This is a genomic window from Phenylobacterium sp. (assembly GCF_031984885.1).
In the GTDB taxonomy this organism is placed as follows: Bacteria; Pseudomonadota; Alphaproteobacteria; order Caulobacterales; family Caulobacteraceae; genus Phenylobacterium.
This window is the reverse complement of the sequence record NZ_DAMABV010000001.1, coordinates 646,574-668,286: the sequence shown is the minus strand read 5'-3', so window position 1 is coordinate 668,286 and position 21,713 is coordinate 646,574. Positions and strand designations below refer to the sequence as shown.

General features: G+C 69.8%; 22 protein-coding genes. 15 read left to right on the top strand and 7 right to left on the bottom strand.

From position 1 onward, the window contains the following. Nucleotides 1-60: 60 nt before the first annotated feature. The gene (locus RTL41_RS03180) at nt 61-2,223 is read left to right on the top strand and encodes a primosomal protein N' (protein WP_312161245.1); all 2,163 of its coding nucleotides are present in this window, start codon (nt 61-63) and stop codon (nt 2,221-2,223) included. Between the two features lie 101 nt (nt 2,224-2,324). On the opposite strand, the gene RTL41_RS03175 is transcribed toward RTL41_RS03180, so the two are convergent. Then, nucleotides 2,325-3,131, bottom strand: a complete 807-nt coding sequence (locus RTL41_RS03175) for a TerC family protein (RefSeq protein WP_312161243.1) — start codon at nt 3,129-3,131, stop codon at nt 2,325-2,327. A gap of 61 nt (nt 3,132-3,192) precedes the next feature. After that, nucleotides 3,193-3,771, bottom strand: coding sequence for a TetR/AcrR family transcriptional regulator (locus RTL41_RS03170; RefSeq protein WP_312161241.1), 579 nt, complete (start codon nt 3,769-3,771; stop codon nt 3,193-3,195). A 73-nt stretch (nt 3,772-3,844) separates the two neighbouring features. Here RTL41_RS03170 and RTL41_RS03165 point away from each other — a divergent pair, with 73 nt between their 5' ends. From RTL41_RS03165 to RTL41_RS03150, 4 genes are all read left to right on the top strand, one after another. Beyond that, nucleotides 3,845-4,258, top strand: a complete 414-nt coding sequence (locus tag RTL41_RS03165; protein ID WP_312161239.1) for a VOC family protein — start codon at nt 3,845-3,847, stop codon at nt 4,256-4,258. Nucleotides 4,259-4,575: 317 nt separating this feature from the next. Further along, entirely contained in the window at nt 4,576-5,676 is a 1,101-nt protein-coding gene (locus tag RTL41_RS03160; RefSeq protein WP_312161237.1) for an acyltransferase, read from the top strand. Nucleotides 5,677-5,743: 67 nt separating this feature from the next. Next, nucleotides 5,744-6,427, top strand: coding sequence for a CHAP domain-containing protein (locus RTL41_RS03155; protein WP_312161235.1), 684 nt, complete (start codon nt 5,744-5,746; stop codon nt 6,425-6,427). 439 nt (nt 6,428-6,866) lie between these two features. Beyond that, nucleotides 6,867-8,078: a pentapeptide repeat-containing protein gene (locus RTL41_RS03150; RefSeq protein ID WP_312161233.1), complete on the top strand. Its 1,212-nt coding sequence runs from the start codon at nt 6,867-6,869 to the stop codon at nt 8,076-8,078. Nucleotides 8,079-8,113: 35 nt separating this feature from the next. On the opposite strand, the gene RTL41_RS03145 is transcribed toward RTL41_RS03150, so the two are convergent. Beyond that, entirely contained in the window at nt 8,114-8,746 is a 633-nt protein-coding gene (locus RTL41_RS03145; protein WP_312161231.1) for a COQ9 family protein, read from the bottom strand. Between the two features lie 179 nt (nt 8,747-8,925). On the opposite strand from RTL41_RS03145, the gene rpsU reads away from it, so the two are divergent. From rpsU to folP, 3 genes are all read left to right on the top strand, one after another. After that, entirely contained in the window at nt 8,926-9,159 is a 234-nt protein-coding gene (gene rpsU, locus RTL41_RS03140; protein ID WP_111275467.1) for a 30S ribosomal protein S21, read from the top strand. A gap of 181 nt (nt 9,160-9,340) precedes the next feature. Beyond that, nucleotides 9,341-11,221 carry an ATP-dependent zinc metalloprotease FtsH gene (gene ftsH / locus RTL41_RS03135; RefSeq protein ID WP_312161229.1) on the top strand — a complete coding sequence of 627 codons (1,881 nt, stop codon included), beginning with the start codon at nt 9,341-9,343 and terminating at the stop codon, nt 11,219-11,221. Between the two features lie 85 nt (nt 11,222-11,306). Beyond that, a complete protein-coding gene (gene folP, locus RTL41_RS03130) occupies nt 11,307-12,119 on the top strand; it encodes a dihydropteroate synthase (protein WP_312161227.1) in 813 nt (270 codons plus the stop codon). Here the strand turns inward: folP and RTL41_RS03125 are convergent. Then, the gene (locus RTL41_RS03125) at nt 12,116-12,850 is read right to left on the bottom strand and encodes an SDR family oxidoreductase (protein ID WP_312161225.1); all 735 of its coding nucleotides are present in this window, start codon (nt 12,848-12,850) and stop codon (nt 12,116-12,118) included. The two genes, folP and RTL41_RS03125, sit on opposite strands and share 4 nt — an antisense overlap. A gap of 100 nt (nt 12,851-12,950) precedes the next feature. On the opposite strand from RTL41_RS03125, the gene thiD reads away from it, so the two are divergent. Together thiD and RTL41_RS03115 are read left to right on the top strand one after the other, a co-directional pair. Next, nucleotides 12,951-13,754, top strand: coding sequence for a bifunctional hydroxymethylpyrimidine kinase/phosphomethylpyrimidine kinase (thiD, locus tag RTL41_RS03120; protein WP_312161223.1), 804 nt, complete (start codon nt 12,951-12,953; stop codon nt 13,752-13,754). After that, nucleotides 13,751-14,326 (top strand): nucleotidyltransferase family protein, encoded by a 576-nt coding sequence (locus RTL41_RS03115; protein WP_312161221.1) that lies wholly within the window; start codon nt 13,751-13,753, stop codon nt 14,324-14,326. Before thiD ends, RTL41_RS03115 begins: the two co-directional genes overlap by 4 nt. On the opposite strand, the gene RTL41_RS03110 is transcribed toward RTL41_RS03115, so the two are convergent. The 3 genes from RTL41_RS03110 to RTL41_RS03100 all read right to left on the bottom strand — a co-directional run bounded on the left by RTL41_RS03110 (nt 14,323) and on the right by RTL41_RS03100 (nt 17,227). Beyond that, nucleotides 14,323-14,766, bottom strand: a complete 444-nt coding sequence (locus tag RTL41_RS03110) for a GNAT family N-acetyltransferase (protein WP_312161219.1) — start codon at nt 14,764-14,766, stop codon at nt 14,323-14,325. The genes RTL41_RS03115 and RTL41_RS03110 overlap by 4 nt on opposite strands. A 92-nt stretch (nt 14,767-14,858) precedes the next feature. Further along, nucleotides 14,859-15,215 carry a hypothetical protein gene (locus RTL41_RS03105; protein WP_312161217.1) on the bottom strand — a complete coding sequence of 119 codons (357 nt, stop codon included), beginning with the start codon at nt 15,213-15,215 and terminating at the stop codon, nt 14,859-14,861. A gap of 110 nt (nt 15,216-15,325) precedes the next feature. Next, nucleotides 15,326-17,227 carry an ATP-binding protein gene (locus tag RTL41_RS03100; RefSeq protein ID WP_312161216.1) on the bottom strand — a complete coding sequence of 634 codons (1,902 nt, stop codon included), beginning with the start codon at nt 17,225-17,227 and terminating at the stop codon, nt 15,326-15,328. Between the two features lie 214 nt (nt 17,228-17,441). Between RTL41_RS03100 and RTL41_RS03095 the strand changes: the two genes are divergently transcribed. From RTL41_RS03095 to RTL41_RS03075, 5 genes are all read left to right on the top strand, one after another. Further along, nucleotides 17,442-17,777: a hypothetical protein gene (locus RTL41_RS03095; RefSeq protein ID WP_312161214.1), complete on the top strand. Its 336-nt coding sequence runs from the start codon at nt 17,442-17,444 to the stop codon at nt 17,775-17,777. A gap of 65 nt (nt 17,778-17,842) precedes the next feature. After that, nucleotides 17,843-18,268 (top strand): hypothetical protein, encoded by a 426-nt coding sequence (locus RTL41_RS03090; RefSeq protein ID WP_312161212.1) that lies wholly within the window; start codon nt 17,843-17,845, stop codon nt 18,266-18,268. 132 nt (nt 18,269-18,400) lie between these two features. Then, the gene (locus tag RTL41_RS03085; RefSeq protein ID WP_312161211.1) at nt 18,401-19,570 is read left to right on the top strand and encodes a phosphoserine transaminase; all 1,170 of its coding nucleotides are present in this window, start codon (nt 18,401-18,403) and stop codon (nt 19,568-19,570) included. Nucleotides 19,571-19,648: 78 nt separating this feature from the next. Then, nucleotides 19,649-21,229 (top strand): phosphoglycerate dehydrogenase, encoded by a 1,581-nt coding sequence (serA, locus tag RTL41_RS03080; protein ID WP_312161369.1) that lies wholly within the window; start codon nt 19,649-19,651, stop codon nt 21,227-21,229. 94 nt (nt 21,230-21,323) lie between these two features. Further along, nucleotides 21,324-21,707 carry an MmcQ/YjbR family DNA-binding protein gene (locus tag RTL41_RS03075; protein ID WP_312161210.1) on the top strand — a complete coding sequence of 128 codons (384 nt, stop codon included), beginning with the start codon at nt 21,324-21,326 and terminating at the stop codon, nt 21,705-21,707. Nucleotides 21,708-21,713 lie beyond the last annotated feature (6 nt).

Here is a 21,713-nt window from a genome sequence, read left to right as displayed (position 1 = left end):
GGGTTTCGCGCGCTCTTTACCGGTTGCAGCCCTCTCGGACCAGCCTATGTGGACCGGGCCATGAGCCGCATCGCCTCCGTCCTCCTGCCCATGCCCCTGCCCGAGGCGTTCGACTACGCCGAGCCGGAGGGGATGGAGCTCGTCGTCGGCGACCAGGTGGCCGCGCCGCTGGGGCCGCGGCTGCTGCGCGGCGTGGTGGTCGCCCTGCGCGAGGCCGCCGGCGGCAACCGGCCGCTCAAGCTCCTGGACAGCAAGCTCGACTCCCCGCCGCTGCCGCCGGGCGCGATCGAGTTCGTGCAGTGGGCGGCGCGCTATTCGGTCGACGCGCCGGGCCAGCCGCTGGCCATCGCCATCCGCGGCGCCCGCGCGCCCAAGGCCCGGCCCGAGAAGGTGCTGGAGGCCACCGGCGTCCTGCCCGCCCGCGCCACGCCCGCGCGCCTCAAGGTGCTGCAGGCCGCCGCCGCCGGGCCGCAGGCCCCGGCCGACCTCGCCCGCGCCGCCGGGGTCTCGGCCGGCGTCGTCAAGGGCCTGGTCGACGAGGGCGCCCTGGCCCTGCGGCTGATCGAGGCCGAGGCTAGCTTTCCCGAGCCCGACCTCGCCCGCGCCGGCCATGCGCTGAACCCCAGCCAGGCCGCCGCCGCCCAGGCCCTGGTCGGGATGGTCGGCGAGGGCGGCTTCAACGTCGCCCTGCTCGACGGGGTCACCGGCTCGGGCAAGACCGAGGTCTATCTGGAGGCCGCCGCCGCCGCCCTGGCCCGCGACCCGGCCGCCCAGGTGCTGGTCATGCTGCCCGAGATCGCCCTGACCCAGGCGGTGATCGCCAGGTTCGTGGAGCGCTTCGGCGTCGAACCGGCCGAATGGCACTCCGACGTCGCCCCGCCGATGCGCCGCCGGGTCTGGGACGCCGTCGCCACCGGCCGCGCCCGCATCGTCATCGGCGCCCGCTCGGCCCTGTTCCTGCCCTTCGCCCGGCTCGGCCTCATCGTCGTCGACGAGGAGCACGACGGCTCCTACAAGCAGGACGAGGGCTTCATCTACCAGGCCCGCGACCTCTCGGTGATGCGCGGCAAGATCGAGGGCGCGGCCGTGGTCCTGGCCTCGGCCACCCCCTCGCTGGAGACCCTGCGCAACGCCGAGACCGGCCGCTACCGCTGGCTGAAGCTGACCAGCCGCCACGGGACCGCGCAACTGCCGGACATCACCCTGATCGACCTGAAGGACACCCCGCCGCCGCCCGGCCGCTGGCTCTCGCCGCCGCTGGTCGACGCCATGGGCGAAACGCTGGCCGCCGGCGAGCAGACCCTGCTGTTCCTCAACCGTCGCGGCTACGCCCCGCTGGTGCTCTGCAAGGCCTGCGGCGAGAAGCTGACCTCGCCCGACACCGACTCCTGGCTGGTCGAGCACCGCTACAGCGGCCGCCTGGTCTGCCACCTGACCGGCTTTTCGATGGTCAAGCCCGACAAGTGCCCGCACTGCGGGGCCAGGGACAGCCTGACCTCCATCGGCCCGGGGGTCGAGCGGGTGGAGGAGGAGGCCCGTCACCTGTTCCCAGGCGCACGCGTGGCGGTGTTCTCGTCCGACACCGTCTGGGACGCCAAGGAGGCCCGCCGCCTGGTCGACTCCATGGCCCAGGGCGAGATCGACATCCTGGTCGCCACCCAGGCCGCCGCCAAGGGCCACAACTTCCCCAAGCTGACCCTGGTCGGGGTGGTCGACGCCGACCTTGGCCTGCGCGGCGGCGACCTGCGCGCGGCCGAGCGCACCTACCAGCTCCTGGCCCAGGCCACCGGCCGGGCCGGGCGGCGCGAGCGTCCCGGCCGCGCCCTGCTGCAGACCTACGCCCCCGAGCATTCGGTGATGCAGGCGCTGAAGGCCCAGGACCGCGACGCCTTCGTCGAGGCCGAGATGGCCGAGCGCGAGATCATGAAGCTGCCGCCGTTCGGGCGGCTGGGGGCGATCGTGGTCTCCGGCCCCGACGCCGCGGCCCTGGAGGCCTTCGCCCGCGAGATGGCCAAGGTCGCGCCCAACGCCGAGGGGGTGGAGGTCTACGGCCCCGCCGACGCCCCGCTCAGCCTGGTGCGCGGCCGGCGGCGCAAGCGCTTCCTGATCCGCGCCGACCGCAATGTCGACCTCTCGGCCTACCTCGCCACCTGGCGCGCCCGCGTGCGCCCGCCCGGCGCGATCCGGGTGGCCATCGACGTCGATCCCTACAGCTTTCTCTGAAGATAGGTCCTCCCCTCCTGGGGGAGGCGGCTCGATGCGCAGCATCGAGACGGCTTCGCCGAGGCTCCCCCCGGGGAGAGGGGGAGCCTCGGCGGCCCAGCCTAGTGCTTGGTGGCGTCCTGGCCCAAGGCCGCGCGCTTCTTGGCGGCGTTGCGGCTCCACATGTTCAGCCCCTCGACCAGGCCCGAGAACGCCATGGCCGCATAGATGTAGCCCTTGGGCACGTGCACGCCGAAGCCGTCGGCGATCAGCACCGCGCCGATCATCAGCAGGAAGCCCAGGGCCAGCATCACCACGGTCGGGTTGTTGTGGATGAAGTCGGCCAGCGGGTCGGCGGCGATCATCATCACCGCCACCGCCACGATCACCGCGATCACCATCACCGGCAGGTGCTCGGTCATGCCCACGGCGGTCAGGATCGAGTCGATCGAGAACACCAGGTCCAGCATGATGATCTGCACGATGGCCGCGCCGAAGTTCTTGGCCGCCGCGGTCTTGGTGTCGAACACGTCGTCGTTCGGGGTCGGGTCGACCGAGTGGTGGATCTCGGTGGTCGCCTTCCAGACCAGGAACAGGCCACCCACGATCAGGATCAGGTCGCGCCACGAGAACACCATCTCCCAGGCCGGCTTGCCGTGCTCGTCCAGCGCCCCTTGCCAGGGCAGCTCGAACACCGGCGCGGTCAGGCCGACGATGAAGGCCAGGGTGGAGAGCAGCGCCAGCCGCATGACCAGCGCCAGGCCGATCCCCACGCGGCGGGCCTTGGTGCGGTGCTCCGGCGGCAGCTTGTTCGACAGGATCGATATGAAGACGAGGTTGTCGATCCCCAGGACGACCTCCATGACGATGAGCGTGATCAGCGCCGCCCACACGGCCGGATCAGCAGCCAGGGTCATCAGGGTGTCCATCGGGGTCCTTTCGGTCGGGTGGAAATTCTATCGAGCCAACCGCGACAGATAAGGTGGCGTTTCAGCGCCGCAAGCGGCCCGCCATCTCGACGAAGCTCGATTTCAGCCGCGCCAGCGCCTCCGGCGTCTCCGACTGGCCGGCCCAGACCACGCCATAGTTCAGCGCCCCGTTGATCATCACCGCCAGCATCTGCGGGTCGCCGCGCAGCGAGCCCTCGGCCACGGCGGCCTCCACGCCCTCGATCAGCAGCCCGAACCCATGGCGCCGGTCCATCTCGTTCCAGGCCTCCCAGCCCAGCACGCTGGGGGCGTCCAGGATCAGGATGCGGCGCACGTCGGGGGCGGCCATGAAGTCGAGGAAGCCCAGGCAGCCGGCGATCAGCCCGTCGAAGGCCGACCCCTGCGCATCGGCGTCGGTCTCGATCACCCGCTCGGCCTCGCCGTGCAGGTCCTCGCAGACCTGGGCGAACAGCGCCTGCTTGTCGGCGAAGTGGTGATAGAGCGCCCCGCGCGTCACCCCGGCCGCCGCCAGGATCGCCTCGGTGCCGGTCGCCGCATAGCCCTGGGTCGCGAACAGCTCGCGCGCCGCGGCCAGCAGCCGGGCCCGGGTGGCCATCGCCTTTTCCGCCTTCACGCCCATCGGCGATTTCCTGTTTGACATACAGACTGTCTGTATCTTAACTCGCGGCCAGGACTGATCAAGGGCAAACGCCATGAAGTTCGTCGACCGCTATCCCATCATCGTCACCCCCCGGCTGCGCGAGTGCCGCGACCTCTGGGTCGCCTGCCTGGGCTTCGAGGTCGCCTTCGAGGCCGACTGGTTCATCCTGCTGGCCGCCGAGGGCGCCAGCCTGGCCTTCATGCACCCGAGCCACCCCTCCGCCCCGCCGGGGCCGGAGGCGTTTTCCGGCAAGGGCATGTGCTTCGAGCTGCAGGTCGAGGACGCGACCCTGGCCTACGAGACCTTCCGGGCCGCCGGCCTGCGCGTCGACTACGCCCTGGCCCAGGAGCCGTTCGGCCAACTGCGCTTCGGCTTCTTCGACCCCTCCGGCCTCTGGGTCGACGTCGTCGAACAGGTCGAGCCGGCGGAAGGCTACTGGGACCGCTACATGACCGGGGCCGCCTAGCCTTCTCCCGCAAGGGCAGAAGGACGAGCGCGCTCCCCCCGGGGGTCTTCGGCAAGGCTCGGTCGCCGTATTTTTCCTCCCCCATTCATGGGGGAGGGGGACCGGCGCAGCCGGTGGAGGGGGCGGCCCCGCCCACCGAGCAAGCCGCTCGCCCCCTCCACCACCCTTCGGGCGGTCCCCCTCCCCCGCTGACGCAGGGGAGGAAAGGGAGCCCGGGCCATATGCGGCCGCCCCCGTAACCGAATGGTCAGGCTTGCCGGCCCATGCTCCGCCCCGACCTTGGCCCGAGAACGGCGCCGGAACGGGACGAAGCCGCGATGAACGACGCCTCGAACATCCGCCAGCTCACCTCGCTGCGGTTCTTCGCCGCCTTCTGGGTGGTGCTGTTCCACTACTGGCCCAAGCTGGACCTCGAGGCGGCGATCCCGCTGTTCGTGCAGAAGGGCTACCTCGGGGTGGAGCTGTTCTTCGTCCTCTCGGGCTTCATCCTCTGCCACGTCTACCGGACCAGCCTGGAGGAGGGGCGCTTTCGCTACGGGCCGTTCCTCTGGAACCGGCTGGCGCGGGTCTACCCGCTGCACCTGGCCACCCTGGTCGCCATGATCGCCCTGGCGCTGGGGGCGCAGGCGGCGGGCCTGGGCGTCGACGCCAACATCCTCTCCTGGGAATCCCTGCCGGCCAACCTGCTGCTGCTCCAGGCCTGGGGCCTGGCCCCGCAGGCGGCCTTCAACCATCCGTCCTGGTCGATCTCGGCCGAGTGGTTCGCCTACCTGTCCTTCCCGCTGTTCGCCTGGGCCGCCCTGGCGCTGAAGAACCGGCCGCTGGTCGCGCTCGGCCTGGCGATCGGCTTCCTGGCCGGGCTCTACGCCGTCTTCCAGCACCTGGCCGGTTTCCCGCTCACCCAGGCGACCATCCAGTGGGGGGCGCTGCGGATCGTGCCCTGCTTCGCCTATGGCTGCGCCCTGCACGCCCTCTGGCGCGCCCGGCCCTCGCAGAATCGCCGCGTGGCCCTGGCCGGGGCCGCCGTTTCCACCCTCGCCGTGCTCATTTCGGCGGCGATCGCCGCTCCAGATGCCGTAATTGTGATCGGGCTGGGTGCGATGATCTTCTTCCTGGCGCGCATGGCGCAAACAGGGTCTGAAACATTTGGTAACGCACAGCTCGTTTATCTGGGCGAGATCAGCTACTCGGTCTACATGGTTTGCGTGCCATGGAAGATTGTATTCGTGAACGCCGCCGACAAACTATTTGAGCTTAGCGACGAGCGCCTGCCCCTCTGGCTGTGGTTAGTTTTCCTGGCCGGCGTGGTTCCACTGGCGGCTGCGTCATATCATCTCATCGAAAGACCTGCCCGGTCCCGCATGAAGCTGTGGGCCGCCGCCTGGAAGGCTCGGCGACCTTCCACCGCAGGCGCGTAAAGACTCTTTTCATCGGGCCATAGGATGGTTACCCCTTACGCCGTTCGCGTGGGGGAGTACCCGTAGCATGCTTAAACGACCGAGGGCCGTGATCGGCTCCCTGGCCGCCGCGGCGGTTATGTTCTTTGCCCCGATCTCCGGTGCGATGGCCGACACCTATTGGCAGTGCGTGCCGTTCGCGCGGCTGATTTCCGGCGTCCAGATCTATGGCGACGCCTGGACCTGGTGGCGTCAGGCGGTCGGCAAGTACGAAACCGGCTTCAGCCCCAAGGCGGGCGCGGTCCTCTGCTTCAAGCCCACGGGCAACATGCGCCTGGGCCACGTCGCCGTGGTCAGCCAGGTGCTCACCGACCGCGTCATCCAGATCACCCACGCCAACTGGTCGCGCATCGGCGGCACGCGCGGGCAGATCGAAAAGGACGTCACCGTCATCGACGTCTCGCCGGCCGGCGACTGGTCGCAGGTCAAGGTCTGGTACGACCCGGTGCGCGATCTCGGCTCGTCGACCTATCCGACCCACGGCTTCATCTATCAGGACGCCAACGCCGTCCGCATGGCCAGCAACCGCCTCAACGACGCCCAGAACACCGCCATCGCCGTGGCCCAGGGCGCGGCCAGCCAGGTCGCCTCGGTCGTCCGCCCGGGCGCCGGCCCGCTGCAGATGCTGAGCCAGGCCGCCGACTCCACCGACCGGATCGCCGCCCTGATCCAGGCCGCCACCCAGATGACCCCCCCGGCCGAGTCCAACTGAGGCGCGGCCCCCGTCCTTCTCCCCTTGCGGGAGAAGGTGTCAGGCGAGCGACGTCGCGCCTGAGAGCCCCCGCTTCGCGGCGCCGTCTTCTCCCGCAAGGGGAGAGGAAAGCCATCTGCGATCGCCCTCCGCTCACGGCGAGGACGTCTTCAACAAGTCCTGCCCGGCGGCGGTTGTCGTCTTCCAGCAGCCGTCCCTGGTCGCGTCTATCCCTGGATGAACTTCGGCGCGCCGCCCGAATTACATGGTTCTATCGGGTATACATTGGCTATTCTATTTATGGTTATCGTGGGGATTACCCCGTTTATCTGTTTCAGGCGGATGGGTTGGCTGTAGATCGCCGGTCTCGCCCAGAAATCGCCCCGACGAAATCACAATCGGGCAACCGTTCCTTAAGCGCGTTGCGCGATCCTGCCAGCTTCAACTTACGCTGGTGTGCATGTCCGCAGTCGCCAACCTCTATCGGCCGCTGGAACCCCAGGCGCTCAAGCGCGTCCTGGAGGCCCATCGCCGCTATCTCGCCCGCCGGACCGGCGGGCGGCGGGCGAACCTCGCCTATGCGGACCTGTCCTGCTTCAAGCTCGAGGGGCTGGACCTCAGCGACGCCGACCTGACCGGCGCGCGGCTCTCGGGCGCGATGATGGCCGGGGTGAAGCTCGAACGCGCCATCCTGTTCGGCGCCGACCTGCGCGACACCGACCTGCGGCGCGCCAACCTCTCCAAGGCCGACCTGCGCGGCGCCTCGCTGCGCGGGGCCAACCTGGCGGGGGCCAATCTGGCCGGCTGCGACCTGCGCGAGGGCCGCATCGCCCTGCAGGACCGCACCGAGGGCTTCCGCTACCTCGACCATGCCGGCGGGCCGGGCGAGCTGAACTTCGCGGTGCTGACCGGGGCCGACCTGACCGGCGCCCAGATGACCGGCGCCTCGGCCCTGGCCACCGACTTCACCGACGCCAACCTCACCGACGCCCAGCTCGGCGGGGCGCGGCTGATCAAGGCCCGGCTGGACGGCGCCGACCTCACCGGGGCCCAGGTGGCCGGCGCCGACCTCTCGGGCGCCTCGCTGCGGCGCGCGATCCTGATCCGCGTCGACTTCAGCTTCGCCACCGTCGAGGGCGCCGACCTCTCCGACGTGCTGCGCGCGCCGCCGGCCGTGGTCTATGTGGACGAGCGCCCGCTCGCCCAGGTGCTGGCCGCGCACGAGGCCTATTGCCAGAGCGCCGGCCGCAACGGCGCGGCCGCGCGGCTCTCGGCGATCGACTTCCGGCCGGTGGCGTCCCTCAAGCGCGCCAAGCTTACCGGCCTCATTGCGCCAGGCTCGATCCTGTTCGGCATGAACCTCGAGGGCGTCGAGCTGCAGGGCGCGGACCTGTCGCGCTGCGACCTGCGCGGGGCGAACCTGCGGATGGCCGACCTGCGCGGCGCGCGGCTGATCGAGGCCCAGCTCACGCGGGCCGACCTGCGCGGGGCGATGCTGGGGCCGCTGGAGATCGGCCAGGGCCGCTTCGTGCGCGCCGACCTCTCCCGCGCCAACCTGCGAGCGGCCGACCTGCGCCGCGCCTTCGCCCTGCGCGCCCGCTTCCTGGAAGCCGACCTCTCCGACGCCAAGCTCGAAGGCTGCGTCCTCAGCGAGGCCGAGCTGGAGATTTAGAACCTTTTCCTCCCCTGCGTAGCGGGGAGGGGGCCTCAGCCGTAGCGCATCCTGCCCAGGGCGCCGGCCACGTCGGACAGCAGTTGGGCGGGCTTGAGGCCGGCCTTCCACTTCTCGAAGGCCATGACGTTCTCGATCCGGGCCTCGACGAAGGCGACGGCCGCGTCGCGGCCGGACGAGAGCCGGATGGCCAGGGCGCTGGCCAGGACGCCCGCGAGGATGGCGCGCTTGGAATAGTGGTTCTCGTCGGTGGCGGTGTCGCCGGCCCAGCGCCATAGCTGGTCGGCGCTGTCCCACAGCAGCCGCAGCGCCAGCGGCAGGTGCATCGGCAACGCCAGGAAACCTGCCCATCGCCGGACGGCGGCCTCGTCCTGGGCCGCGACGTCGATCCGGGTCAGGGCCGCCAGGCGGATGCGCTCGCGGATCTTCAAGCCCGCGGGGTCGGGCAGGGCGGCCAGGGTCAGGGCGTCGTGACGCCTTGCCAGCAAGGCGGCGAGGTCGCGCGGGCCGTGCGGCAGCAGCAGCTCGACGTCCGCCGCCGACAGCCCGGCGGCCGCGCCGGCGGCCTTCACCGTCGGCCAGGTCCAGCCGCGATCGGCGGCAATCTGCAAGGCGGCGTCCAAAACCTGCCGTTCGGCGTCCTGCGCCCAATCATCTACATTCGCCATGCGGGGCATCTTAGCGATCGTTTTTCCGCCTGTCCGCCGTGGACATCGCCCGCCGCTTCTGCTATCCCGCCGCGCTCTAACCCGAGGGTCGTGCGCCTGCGGGTTGCTAGGCTTTTGTCCGTTCGCCGCCGCCCGATGTCGGGAGGGCCGAGCGGGAACGGGTAATAGGAGAGAGACCTCTGGTTCAGATTTTCGTCCGCGACAACAACGTCGATCAGGCCCTCAAGGCGCTGAAGAAGAAGATGCAGCGCGAGGGCTCGTTCCGCGAAATGAAGCGGCACGTGCACTATGAGAAGCCGAGCGAGAAGCGCGCTCGCCAGAAGGCCGAAGCCGTGCGCCGCGCGCGCAAGCTGGCCCGCAAGCGCGCTCAGCGCGAAGGCCTGATCGCCGCGCCGAAGAAGCCGAGCCGTTAAGAATCAAGGCTTTGAGCCTGATGTTGGGGGCCGCGCGGGCGACTGCGCGGCCCTTTGCATGTCTGGCTGAAGCCTGTTCACCGAACCGCGATGTTCCGTCGCGCGGCACGAGGCTTGCTAGTGCCGCAGGCCAGTCCCACCTATTGTGGACTTTGAGAGACACTTTTCACGAAGGCGTGTCATGAACCTGCGTAATCTCGCCATCTGGGGCGTCATCGTCGTCGTTCTTATCGGCCTCTACAGCATGATGACCGGCGGCAGCCAGGCGGCCGGCGCTTCGGGGCAGATCTCCTACTCGCAACTGCTGAGCAAGGTGAACTCCGGCGAAGTGAAGGCCGCCACCTTCCGCGGCACGGCGATCGAGGTCAAAGATACGAGCGGCAAGTCGTTCACGGCGCTGACCCCGAACAATCAGGACGACCTGATCAAGCGCCTCGAATCCGGCGGCGCCGACATCAACGTGAAGTCGGCCGGCGGCGGCCTGCTGGGCCTGTTCCTGAACAGCCTGCCGATCCTGCTGCTGATCGGCGTGTGGATCTTCTTCATGCGTCAGATGCAGGGCGGCGCCCGCGGCGCCATGGGCTTTGGCAAGTCCAAGGCCAAGATGCTGACCGAGAACAAGAACCGCGTCACCTTCGACGACGTCGCCGGCGTCGACGAGGCCAAGGAAGAGCTGACGGAGATCGTCGACTTCCTGAAGGACCCGCAGAAGTTCCAGCGCCTGGGAGGCAAGATCCCGAAGGGCGCCCTGATGGTCGGCCCTCCCGGCACCGGTAAGACCCTGCTGGGCCGCGCCGTCGCGGGCGAGGCCGGCGTGCCGTTCTTCTACATCTCCGGTTCCGACTTCGTCGAAATGTTCGTCGGCGTCGGCGCCAGCCGCGTGCGCGACATGTTCGAGCAGGCCAAGAAGAACAGCCCCTGCATCATCTTCATCGACGAAATCGACGCCGTCGGCCGCCATCGCGGCGCGGGCCTGGGCGGCGGCAACGACGAGCGCGAGCAGACCCTCAACCAGTTGCTGGTCGAGATGGACGGCTTCGACCCGTCGGAAGCGATCATCGTCATCGCCTCGACCAACCGCCCCGACGTCCTGGACCCGGCCCTGCTGCGTCCCGGCCGCTTCGACCGCCAGGTCGTGGTGCCGAACCCGGACATCGGCGGCCGCGAACGCATCCTGCGCGTCCACATGAAGAACGTGCCCCTGGCCGCCGACGTCGAGGTCAAGACCATCGCCCGCGGCACCCCGGGCTTCTCCGGCGCGGACCTGGCCAACCTGGTCAACGAAGCGGCCCTGACGGCCGCGCGCAAGAACCGCCGCATGGTCACCCAGCGCGACTTCGAGGACGCCAAGGACAAGGTCATGATGGGCGCCGAGCGCAAGTCCATGGCCATGACCGAGGACGAAAAGCGCCTGACCGCGTATCACGAGGGCGGCCACGCCCTGGTGGTGCTCAACGTCCCGGCCACCGACCCGGTGCACAAGGCCACGATCATCCCGCGCGGCCGAGCCCTGGGCATGGTCATGCAGCTTCCGGAACGCGACCAGCTCTCGATGACCTATGAGCAGATGACCTCGCGTCTGGCCGTATTGATGGGCGGCCGGATCGCCGAGGAGCTGATCTTCGGCAAGGACAAGATCACCTCGGGCGCCTCGTCCGACATCGATCAGGCGACCAAGCTGGCCCGCGCCATGGTCACCAAGTGGGGCTTCTCCGACAAGCTCGGCGTGGTGTCCTACGGCGAAAACCAGGACGAGGTCTTCCTCGGCCACTCGGTGTCGCGCACCCAGTCGGTCTCGGAAGAGACCGCCAACCTGATCGACGCCGAGGTGAAGCGTCTGGTCCAGGGCGGCTTCGACGAGGCCCGCCGGATCCTGACCGAGAAGATCGACGACCTGCACACCCTGGCCAAGGCGCTGCTCGAATACGAGACCCTGAGCGGCGACGAGATCATCAACGCGCTGAAGGGGGTGCCCCCGGTGCGCGACGACGCCGACGCCCGGCGGCCCTCGGGCCCCTCGGTGGCGGTGCCGATCTCGCCGCCCCGGCCCGAGCCGGCCTGAGGCGGCCCGCGACCGACCAACTTGACGCCCTCCCGGCCCCGCGCCAGGAGGGCGTCTTGCTGTTTGCGCCAGAGGAGTTCCGTCCATGCCCGGCCAGGTGAAGGTCATGGGAATCGTGAACGTCACGCCCGACAGCTTCTCCGACGGCGGGCGGTTCCTGGCGCCCGACGCGGCCCTGGCCCACGCCCGGCGGCTGATCGCCGAGGGCGCGGACATCCTCGACATCGGGGCGGAGTCCACCAGGCCCGGCTCCGACCCGGTCCCGGCCGAGGCGGAGATCGCCCGCGCGGTTCCGCTGATCGCGGCGATCCGGGCCGAGAGCGACATCGCCATCTCGATCGACACCATGAAGCCGCAGGTCGCCCGCGCCGCGATCGCCGCCGGGGCCGACATCTGGAACGACGTCGCCGCCCTCGGCTTTGCGCCCGACGCCCCGGCGGTCGCCGCCGAGCTGGGCTGCCAGGTGGTGCTGATGCACATGCAGGGCGAGCCGCGCACCATGCAGGCCAGCCCGCACTATGACGACGTGGTCGGCGAGGTCTGCGCCTTCCTGGCCGCGCGGGCGCAGGCGGCGCTGGCCGCCGGCGTCGCGCGCGACAGGATCGTCCTCGATCCGGGCATCGGCTTCGGCAAGCGGCCCGAGCACAACCTGGCCCTGATCGCCCGCCTGGGCGAGGTCGCGGCGCTGGGCTTCCCGGTGCTGCTGGGGGTGAGCCGCAAGCGCTTCATCGCCGCCCTCGACCCCGTGGGCGGGGCGGCCCTGGACGGACGCCTGGCCGGCTCCCTGGCCGCGGCGCTGGCCGGGGTGGAGAAGGGGGCCGGCATCCTGCGGGTCCACGACGTCGCCGAGACCGTGCAGGCGCTGAAGGTCTGGGGCGCGATCGCGGCCGCGCGCTAGCCGCGGCCGATGAACGGCATCTTGGTCGCCATGACGGTCATGAACTGGACGTTGGCGTCCAGCGGCAGGCCGGCCATGAACACCACCGCGTCGGCCACGGCCTTGACGTCCATCAGCGGCTCGGGCGCGAAGGAGCCGTCCGCCTGGGGCACGCCCTTGGCCATGGCCTGGGTCATCTCGGTGGCGGCGTTGCCGATGTCGATCTGGCCGCAGGCGATGTCGTAGGCGCGGCCCTCCAGCGAGGTCGAGCGGGTCAGGCCGGTGATCGCATGCTTGGTGGCGGTGTAGGCGACGGAATAGGGCCGCGGCGCGTGGGCCGAGATCGAGCCGTTGTTGATGATCCGCCCGCCGCGCGGCGCCTGCGCCTTCATCAGCCTGAAGGCCTCGCGGGTGCAGAGGAAGGCGCCGGTCAGGTTGACGTCCACGACCTTGCGCCAGGCGTCCAGCGACAGGTCCTCCAGCCGGCCGCCCGCCCCGGCTCCGGCGTTGTTGAACAGCAGGTCGAGCCGCCCGAACCTTTCGCGCGTCGCGGCGAACAGCGCCTCCACCTGGGCTTCGTCGGCGATGTCGGCGGCCTGGACCAGGGTCTCGCCGGCCGCCGCCGCGGCGGTTTCCTCCAGCCGGTCGGCGCGGCGTCCGACCAGGACGACGGCGTATCCGGCTTCACTGAGGGCGAGCGCGCTGGCGCGGCCGATCCCGGATCCGGCTCCGGTGACGAGGGCGACTTTCATGCGGTCCAGGTTAGCAGGCTCCCCGCCCGCGAGAAGCGCCGCAGTGGATGGCTGCGTAAATCCCGATGCATTTGGCGCGGCGGCGCGCTACCTCCAAGGCATGGGCAAGACACTGGGCCGAGTGCTGATCATCGCCGGTTCCGACTCCGGCGGCGGAGCGGGAATCCAGGCCGACATCAAGACCGTGACGATGCTGGGCGGCTATGCGGCGACCGCGATCACCGCCGTCACCGTCCAGAACACGTTGGGCGTCACCGGCGTCCATCCGATCCCGCCGCAGGTGGTCGAGGCCCAGGCCCGCGCCGTGCTGGACGACATCGGCGCCGATGCGGTGAAGACCGGCATGCTGGGCGACGTGGCCATGGTCGAGACCGTGGCCCGCATCCTGGGCGGCGCGCCGGTTCCGGCGGTGGTCGACCCGGTCATGGTCGCCAAGGGCGGCTCCAACCTGCTGGCGCCCGAGGCGGTGGACGCCGTGCGCGTGCTGCTGATCCCGCGCGCGGGCCTGCTGACCCCCAACGCCCCCGAGGCCCAGGCGCTGACCGGCCTGGCCGTGGAGAGCCTCGATGACCAGCGGCGGGCGGGCGAGGCGCTGCTGAAGCTGGGCGCCCGCGCGGTGCTGATGAAGGGCGGCCATGTCCCCGGCGAGACGGTGACCGACCTGCTGCTGACCCCGGACGGCGAGACGACCTACGAGGGCGAGCGCCTGCACACCCGCCACACCCATGGCACCGGCTGCACCCTGGCCTCGGCCTGCGCGACGGGCCTGGCCCAGGGCCTGCCGCTGACGCAGGCGGTGGCGCGGGCCTGGGCCTATGTGCACGAGGCGATGCGCGCCGCGCCGGGCCTCGGCGCCGGCCATGGCCCGCTCGATCACGGCTGGCCGCTGCGGGCGGCGAAATGAGCGGCGAGCTGACCCGTCGGCTGGAGGCCGTCGTCCGCGCGACGCCCAGCCTGATGCATGTGCTGACCACGGTGCGGGGGCTGGCCCTGCCCGACTGGCTGGTGTTCTCCGGCGCCGTCTACCAGCCGGTGCTGAACCACCTGACCGGCCGCGATCCCGACTATGGGATCAAGGACTACGACCTTGGCTATTTCGACGCATCCGACACCTCCTACGAGGCCGAGGACGTGGTGATCCGCCAGGTCGCCGCGATGTTCGAGCCGCCGTTCAGGGAGATGGTCGAGGTGCGCAACCAGGCGCGGGTGCACCTGTGGTTCGAGCAGAAGTTCGGCGAGCCCTACGAGCCCCTGACTTCCAGTTCCCAGGCGCTGTCGCGGTTCACCTCGACGGTGTTCGCGGTCGGGGTGCGGCTGGAGCCGGACGATGCGCTGACCATCCACGCGCCGTTCGGCCTGGAGGACCTGTTCGCCATGCGGCTGCGGCCCAATCCCAGCCGCGCGACGGGCGGCTTCCTGCGCACCGCCCAGGCCGCGCAGCGGCGCTGGCCCGAGCTGGCGATCCTGGGCGCCTAGAGGTAGCCGGGGCCGCGGATCTCCATCCAGCGGTCCACGCCGGTGAGCGGGGAAAAGCCGAACCGGCCGTAGAGCCCGTGGGCGTCGCGGGTGGCCAGGTGCATGCGGCGCAAGCCCTGCAGGTCCGGATGGCTCTTGATGAAGGCCATCAGCCGCTTGCCCAAGCCCTCGCCGCGCCGGGACTGGTCGACGAAGACGTCGCAGATCCAGCCGAAGGTCGCCCGGTCCGTGACCACCCGGGCCATGGCCGCCATCCGGCCGCCCGGGTCATAGAGGCCGATCGTCAGGCTGCCCGTCACCGCGCGTTCGAAGGTCTCGAACGGAATGCCCTGGCCCCAATAGCTTTCGGTGGAGATCCAGCCATGGGCGCGGCGAAGATCGAACCGCGCCGGGTCGTCGCTGACGACCCGGCCGTCCTCGTGGGTGATCTCATGCGCCATGCCGCCCTCCGCCCCGGCAGTCTGGCGCGGCCGGGCGCATGAGAAAAGGGGCGGCTCCGGAGAACCGCCCCTTTCCGCCCGCTACCGCCGCCTCAGCGGCGGTAGCCGTTGCCGTAGCCGTATCCGTAGCGGCGGTCGTCGCGGTCGACCCGGCGCGCCAACTGGTCGTAGCGGCGGTCGATGTCCTGGCGCTCCCACTGGCTGAAGCCGTCGCGGCCATAGCGCCAGGCCAGGCGTTGGGTGTTGCTCACCTCGCGGCGCAGCCAGGACGCGGCGCCGGCGTTGAGGGCCCCGCGGCGCTCGGCCTGCTCGATCCGCCACATAAGCTGGTCGGCGCGGTCGTAGCGCTCGTGGCGATCGTAGCGGCCGCCATGGGGCTGGGCGGCGGCGGGTGCGGCGACGGCGGCCAGGGCGGACGCCGCGGCCAGGGCCAGAACGAGCTTTTTCATGACGGTCCTCCTTGGACATCCGCGTCGCGGGAGAGCGACGTTGAGCCAAGATGACCATGGCCGACCTGAAACGGTCCTGAGGCCGCCGTTGCCTGGCGTTCAGGTTCGGCTTAGGCGGCGGCGGTCGCGCCGGCGCTCGCGCTGCCGGCCGCGGCCTCGGTCAGGGCGCGGCTGATGGCGTCATAGAGCTTGGCGATCTCGATCGGCTTGGCCACGTGGCCGTCCATGCCGGCGGCCAGGTATTCCTCGACCTGGTGCGACAGCGCATTGGCGGTGAGGGCGACGATCGGGGTGCGGGGACGCTCGGTCTCGCGTTCGGCGGCGCGGATGGCGCGCGCGGAATCGATGCCGTCCATGACCGGCATCTGGATGTCCATGAGGATCAGGTCGTAGGACCCGTCGCGCCAAGCCTCGAACGCGGCGCGGCCGTTGGCGACGATGTCGATCTCGATGCCCAGCGAGCCCATGACCGCGGCCAGGACCTGCTGGTTGGTCGGGTTGTCCTCGGCCGCCAGCAGGCGCAGCGCCCCCTCGTCGGTTTCCTCGGCGGGCTGCGGGGCGGGGGCGGCCTCGACGGCCAGCTCGCCGCGTTCCAGCGGCAGCTCGACGGTGAACATCGAACCCTGGCTCTCGCGGCTTTCGACGCTGATCACGCCGCCCATCATCTGGGTCAGCTCGCGGCAGATGGCCAGGCCCAGGCCCGTGCCGCCGAAGCGGCGCGTGGCGGAGTTGTCGGCCTGGGTGAACTTCTCGAACAGGCTGGCCTGCTTCTCGGTGGCGATGCCGACCCCGGTGTCGCGCACCACCAGCCGCAGGGCGCCGGTCTGCGGACTGATGTCGAACCGCGCCCCGACTTCGCCCTGGAGCGTGAACTTCACGGCGTTGGACAGCAGGTTGCCGACGATCTGGCGGATGCGGTCGGCGTCGCCGCGCCAGGCGCCGCGGGCCGCCTCGGAAACCTCGACCGAGAAGTCGAGCCCCTTGCCCTGGGCGATCACCGAGAAGGAGTCGCGGGTCGGGGCGATGGCCGCCTCCAGGTCGAAGTCGTCGACCAGCAGGGCCAGCTTGCCGGCCTCGATCTTCGACAGGTCCAGCACGTCGTTCAGGACCGCCAGCAGCAGGCCGCCGGACTGGCGGATCACGTCCAGGCGCTCGCGCTGGACGGGGCCCAGCTCGCCCATCGACATGACCTCGGCCATGGCCAGGACGCCGTTCAGCGGCGTGCGGATCTCGTGGCTCATATTGGCCAGGAACTGCGACTTCAGCACGTTGGCGGCGTTGGCCGCGTCGCGCGCCTCGACCAGCTCGCGCAGGGTGCGCTGCAGGGCCTGCTCGCGTTCGTCGAGCTTCGCCAATAGGTGGTTGAAGCTGTCGGTCAGACTGCGGAACAGGGCGTCGTCGGCTTCAACCTCGACGGGCGTGAAGCGGCCGCTGGCGGCGACGCCGCGCATCGCCTCGGACAGTTTAAGCACGGGCGCAATCACCCGAGAGGCGAGTCCGCGGGCCAGGAACAGCGCCACGCCGATGCCGCCGAACAGCAGGGCCAGGGTCAGGGCCACGAACTGCGGCAGCAGCGCGGTGAGCGCCGGGGTCTCGAAGGTCAGGGTCAGTTCGCCGACCCGGCGCCCGTCGGCGACCACCGGGGTGCGAATGACCTCGTAGGTCTGCGAGGCGGCCGGCGCCGGCCGCCGGAAGGCGGCGACCGAGCGCCCGGCGTCATCCTTCAGGATCGCCTGGGCGACGCTGCCGTCGCTGTCGAGCGTAGCAATGGAGACCCTTGCGCGGTCTAAATCCTTAACGGCCAGGGCCGGGCCGGCGGCGCGGGCGACGACCTCCGACAGGGCGCGGTGGGCCTGGTGGTTCTGCTCGCGGGCCACGGCCCATTGCTGGAGCATGAAGGTCAGGCACGCGGCGACCAGCACCACGACGGTCGTGATCAGGGCCACCCCCGCCACGCGCGCGTGGAAGGTCATCTGCGGCCGGGAACCGTTGGTGCGAGGCTGGTCAGTCATGGAGCCCAAGCTTCATCCGAGCTCCCGATTTAGGCGAATTCTCCTAACGGTTCGCTTCCAGGAGCCTCGCGCCAGGCGCGAACTGTGGCGCCAAAGACACGATCACAACCGTCGAGCGATAAAATCGTGGTTAACGGAACATGAATCTCCTAGGTAGAATTTAACCTCCGGTTTACCTTGACGGAGTTGGTTAATTTCCTCGGAGGGGTTCCCCATGGAAAAGGCGTTTGTCGCGCAGCGTGTCGCGACCAAGTTGTTCTCGACGGAAGCGGCGGTTGACCAAGCCATGGTCGAAGCCACGGAACTGCTGGCGGATCTGCTGAAGGCCCGCTCGGAAGTTAACGCCTCGCTCGTCTTCGCCGACGAAGTGCAGGTGAAGATGGTGGAAGCCATCAAGGCCCTGGGAGAAGCCCGGAGCGCCATGGTCGGTGCGCACAGCGAGCTGGCGGAAGCCCAGCTTCGCCTCGGCATCCGCACCAAGCTTGGCTACATGGACAAGCCGGAAATGCGCAAGCGCGAGACCTCCACGGTCATGCGTCAGGTCGGCTGAGCCGAGTTTGGTTGCAATAGATTAACTGGTGCTGCGCCCCTAATGCGAGTTAGGGGCGCAGTGCTATGCCGACATCACCGATCGTTCTTGGCCTGATCGCCCTAACCCTGGGGATCTCGCTTCTCGCCCTCTGGAAGGGCGGCCCAGCCGAGCGCATCGGCGGTGCCGTCGTCGGCGCCAACGTCCTGCTGTCCATCCTGAGCGGATTGCTGCTGCCGGAATCGGCGCAGGCCCTCGCGCGCCTGACCCTGGACGGCCTGACCGCCATCTGCCTTCTCGTCATCACCGTCAGCTTCGCCAGCTTCTGGCTGGGCGGGGTGATGCTGCTCTACGCCGTACAGTTCAGCCTGCACGCCTTCTACATGGTCACCTCGCGGCCGGTCGACGTCCTCTACGCCTGGATCAACAACTTGAATTTCCTGGGGATCGTCATCTGCCTGCTGGTCGGTTCGATCGTCGGCTGGCGCCAGAGGCTTAGCCGGTCCGCCTAGGCGCGTCCGCCGGCCGCGAAATCCGATTTCGAAAACTTTCGCTTGCGCTGCGCCGCGATCTCGGGTTTCTCCGCCGCGGGCCACACCCCCCCAACGGGGTGCTGCTCATCTGTAAGGATGGGAGACATCGATATGACGACCCTCGCCAAGCCGGCCATGCGCCCGGCTCGCCCCGAGTTTTCTTCCGGCCCGTGCGCCAAGCGCCCCGGCTGGACCCCCGGAAATCTCCAGAACGCCGTCCTCGGCCGCTCGCACCGCTCCAAGCTGGGCAAGGCGCGCCTGCAGGAAGCGATCGACCGCACCCGCCAGGTGCTGGAGGTTCCGGACGACTTCCTGATCGGCATCGTGCCCGGATCGGACACCGGCGCCGTGGAAATGGCGATGTGGTCGATGCTGGGCGCCCGCCCGGTGCAACTGCTGGCCTTCGAGAGCTTCGGCAAGGACTGGGTCACCGACGTGACCAAGCAGCTCAAGCTGCCGGCCGAGGTGCTGGACGCGCCCTATGGCGAGCTGCCCGACCTGACCAAGGTCCGCAAGGACGCCGACCTGGTCTTCACCTGGAACGGCACCACCTCGGGCGTCCGCGTCCCGAACGCCGACTTCATCGCCGCCGACCGTGAAGGCGTCACCATCTGCGACGCCACCAGCGCCGCCTTCGCCCAGGACCTCGACTGGGCCAAGCTCGATGTCGTGACCTTCTCCTGGCAGAAGGCGCTGGGCGGCGAGGGCGCGCACGGGATCCTGATCCTGTCGCCCCGCGCGGTCGAGCGGCTGGAGAGCTACGTCCCGGCCTGGCCGATGCCCAAGCTGTTCCGCATGACCAAGGCCGGCAAGCTGGCCAAGGACATCTTCGAAGGCGCGACCATCAACACGCCCTCGATGCTCTGCGTGGAAGACGCCATCGACGCCCTGAAGTGGGGCGCCCAGATCGGCGGCCTGGCCGAGATGCAGCGCCGCGCCGACGCCAACCTGGCGGCCCTGGCCGCCTGGGTCGAGAAGACCGACTGGGTGGACTTCCTGGCCGCGGACCCCGCGACCCGCTCGAACACCTCGGTCTGCCTGAAGGTCGTCGATCCGCGCATCACCGCCCTGAGCGCGGACGCCCAGGCCGACTTCGCCAAGAAGCTGGCCTCGGTGCTGGAAAAGGAAGGCGCGGCCCTGGACATCGGCGGCTATCGCGACGCCCCGGCCGGTCTTCGGATCTGGTGCGGCGCCACGGTGGAGACCTCCGACCTGGAGGCGCTCACGCCCTGGCTCGACTGGGCCTTCGCCTCGACCCTCGAGCAGCTCCAAGCCGCCTAAGCCCTTATCGCGTCCTCGCGACTCCACGCCCGCAAACCGCGTGGAGCCGAGGACGCCTATCCCCTTATCCGCAAGGAAATTCCCATGCCCCGCGTCCTGATCGCCGACAAACTGAGCCCGGCCGCCATCGAGATCTTCAAGCAGCGCGGCGTCAACGCCGACGTGAAGACCGGCCTGTCGAAGGAAGAGCTGCTCAAGATCATCAACGACTATGACGGCCTGGCCGTCCGCTCGGCCACCAAGGCCGACAAGGACGTCATCGCCGCCGCCGGCAACCTGAAGGTCATCGGCCGCGCCGGCATCGGCGTGGACAATGTCGACATCCCCGCCGCGACCTCCAAGGGGATCGTGGTGATGAACACCCCGTTCGGCAACTCGATCACCACCGCCGAGCACGCCATCGCCATGATGTTCGCCCTGGCCCGCCAGCTCCCCGCCGCCGACGTCTCGACCCAGGCCGGCAAGTGGGAGAAGAATCGCTTCATGGGCGTGGAACTCTACGCCAAGACCCTGGGCCTGATCGGGGCCGGCAACATCGGCGGCATCGTCGCCGACCGCGCCAACGGCCTGAAGATGAAGGTCGTCGCCTACGACCCCTTCCTGTCGGCTGAGCGCGCCGTCGAGATCGGCGTCGAGAAGGTCGAGCTGGACGAGCTGCTGGCCCGCGCCGACGTCATCACCCTGCACACCCCGCTGACCGAGAAGACCCGCAACATCCTGTCGGCCGAGAACCTGGCCAAGACCAAGAAGGGCGTGCTGATCGTCAACTGCGCCCGCGGCGGCCTGGTCGACGAGGCGGCCCTGCGCAAGGGCCTGGACGAGGGCCACATCGGCGGCGCGGCCTTCGACGTGTTCGTCGAGGAGCCGGCCAAGGAGAACGTGCTGTTCGGCGCGGAGAACTTCATCGCCACCCCGCACCTGGGCGCCTCGACCCTGGAAGCCCAGGAGAACGTCGCCCTGCAGGTGGCCGAGCAGATGAGCGACTACCTGCTCACCGGCGCGGTCTCCAACGCCCTCAACAGCCCGTCGGTCACCGCCGACGAAGCCCCGAAGCTGAAGCCGTTCGTGGCCCTGGCCGAGCGCCTGGGCGCCTTCGCCGGCCAGATGGTCGACGTCGAGGTCAAGGCCGTGGACATCGCCTACGAGGGCGAGGTCGCCAACCTCAACACCCGCCCGCTGACCGCCGCCGCCCTGGCCGGCGTGCTGCGCCCGATGCTGGCCGAGGTGAACATGGTCTCGGCCCCGGCCGTGGCCAAGGACCGCGGCATCACCGTCTCGGAGAGCAAGCAGGACGACTCGCCGATCTATGACAGCCTGGTGCGGATCACCGTCACCACGGCGCTGGGCAAGCGTTCGTTCGCCGGCACGGTGATGGCCGGCGCGCCGCGCGTGATCGAGGTCAAGGGCATGGACCTGGACGCCCCGTTCGCGCCGACCATGCTCTACGTCAACAACCAGGATAAGCCGGGCTTCATCGGCGCCCTGGGCGCGCTGCTGGCGCAGGCGGAGGTGAACATCGCCACCTTCAACCTCGGCCGCGTCTCGGCCGGCGAGGACGCCATCGCCCTGGTCGGCGTCGACCAGGATCCGGGCGACGACCTGGTGACCAAGATCCGCGCCCTGCCGCACGTCAAGGAAGCCCGCACCCTGCGGTTCTAAGCTCCGGAGCGCCCCTCGCCGGTCATGGCCGGCGAGGGGCGGCTCTTGCCCGCGGCCGGCGCCGCGCGCACGCTGCCTCCCTTGCGGAGGCGCCATGACCCCCCACCAGCAAGCCGAAGCCGAGCTGACGGCCTATGGCCTCACCCTGCCGGGCGCGGAAGAAGCTCCGGGCTGGACGCCGACGCGCGCGCTGAACGTGAACGGCAAGACGTTCGCCATTTTCGGCGACAAGGCCCAGCCGGTGGACGCCCTCACCATCACCGTCAAGCTGCCGATCTCCGCCGAGATGGTCGCGCACCTGCCCTTCGTGCGGCCGGCCAAGGGCTGGTACAAGCAGCACGACTGGGTCATCGCCGACTTCGGCCCAGAGGACGACATCCTCGCCGAACTCGACACGCTGAAGGCCTGGCTGCGGCAGAGCTATGTCGCCATCGCGCCCAAGAGGCTGAGCCGGCTGATGGGGGAGGGGCCGCCTTAGCCGGGC

Coding starts and splice junctions, on each gene's coding strand:
- RTL41_RS03145 (WP_312161231.1), bottom strand. CDS start 8,746: ATGGCGAATGTAGATGATTGGGCGCAGGACGCCGAACGGCAGGTTTTG.
- folP (WP_312161227.1), top strand. CDS start 11,307: ATGCCCGGCCAGGTGAAGGTCATGGGAATCGTGAACGTCACGCCCGAC.
- RTL41_RS03100 (WP_312161216.1), bottom strand. CDS start 17,227: ATGACTGACCAGCCTCGCACCAACGGTTCCCGGCCGCAGATGACCTTC.
- RTL41_RS03155 (WP_312161235.1), top strand. CDS start 5,744: ATGCTTAAACGACCGAGGGCCGTGATCGGCTCCCTGGCCGCCGCGGCG.
- RTL41_RS03115 (WP_312161221.1), top strand. CDS start 13,751: ATGAGCGGCGAGCTGACCCGTCGGCTGGAGGCCGTCGTCCGCGCGACG.
- RTL41_RS03150 (WP_312161233.1), top strand. CDS start 6,867: ATGTCCGCAGTCGCCAACCTCTATCGGCCGCTGGAACCCCAGGCGCTC.
- RTL41_RS03090 (WP_312161212.1), top strand. CDS start 17,843: ATGCCGACATCACCGATCGTTCTTGGCCTGATCGCCCTAACCCTGGGG.
- RTL41_RS03095 (WP_312161214.1), top strand. CDS start 17,442: ATGGAAAAGGCGTTTGTCGCGCAGCGTGTCGCGACCAAGTTGTTCTCG.
- RTL41_RS03075 (WP_312161210.1), top strand. CDS start 21,324: ATGACCCCCCACCAGCAAGCCGAAGCCGAGCTGACGGCCTATGGCCTC.
- RTL41_RS03105 (WP_312161217.1), bottom strand. CDS start 15,215: ATGAAAAAGCTCGTTCTGGCCCTGGCCGCGGCGTCCGCCCTGGCCGCC.
- RTL41_RS03085 (WP_312161211.1), top strand. CDS start 18,401: ATGACGACCCTCGCCAAGCCGGCCATGCGCCCGGCTCGCCCCGAGTTT.
- thiD (WP_312161223.1), top strand. CDS start 12,951: ATGGGCAAGACACTGGGCCGAGTGCTGATCATCGCCGGTTCCGACTCC.
- RTL41_RS03165 (WP_312161239.1), top strand. CDS start 3,845: ATGAAGTTCGTCGACCGCTATCCCATCATCGTCACCCCCCGGCTGCGC.
- RTL41_RS03125 (WP_312161225.1), bottom strand. CDS start 12,850: ATGAAAGTCGCCCTCGTCACCGGAGCCGGATCCGGGATCGGCCGCGCC.
- RTL41_RS03180 (WP_312161245.1), top strand. CDS start 61: ATGAGCCGCATCGCCTCCGTCCTCCTGCCCATGCCCCTGCCCGAGGCG.
- RTL41_RS03170 (WP_312161241.1), bottom strand. CDS start 3,771: ATGGGCGTGAAGGCGGAAAAGGCGATGGCCACCCGGGCCCGGCTGCTG.
- RTL41_RS03175 (WP_312161243.1), bottom strand. CDS start 3,131: ATGGACACCCTGATGACCCTGGCTGCTGATCCGGCCGTGTGGGCGGCG.
- RTL41_RS03160 (WP_312161237.1), top strand. CDS start 4,576: ATGAACGACGCCTCGAACATCCGCCAGCTCACCTCGCTGCGGTTCTTC.
- ftsH (WP_312161229.1), top strand. CDS start 9,341: ATGAACCTGCGTAATCTCGCCATCTGGGGCGTCATCGTCGTCGTTCTT.
- RTL41_RS03110 (WP_312161219.1), bottom strand. CDS start 14,766: ATGGCGCATGAGATCACCCACGAGGACGGCCGGGTCGTCAGCGACGAC.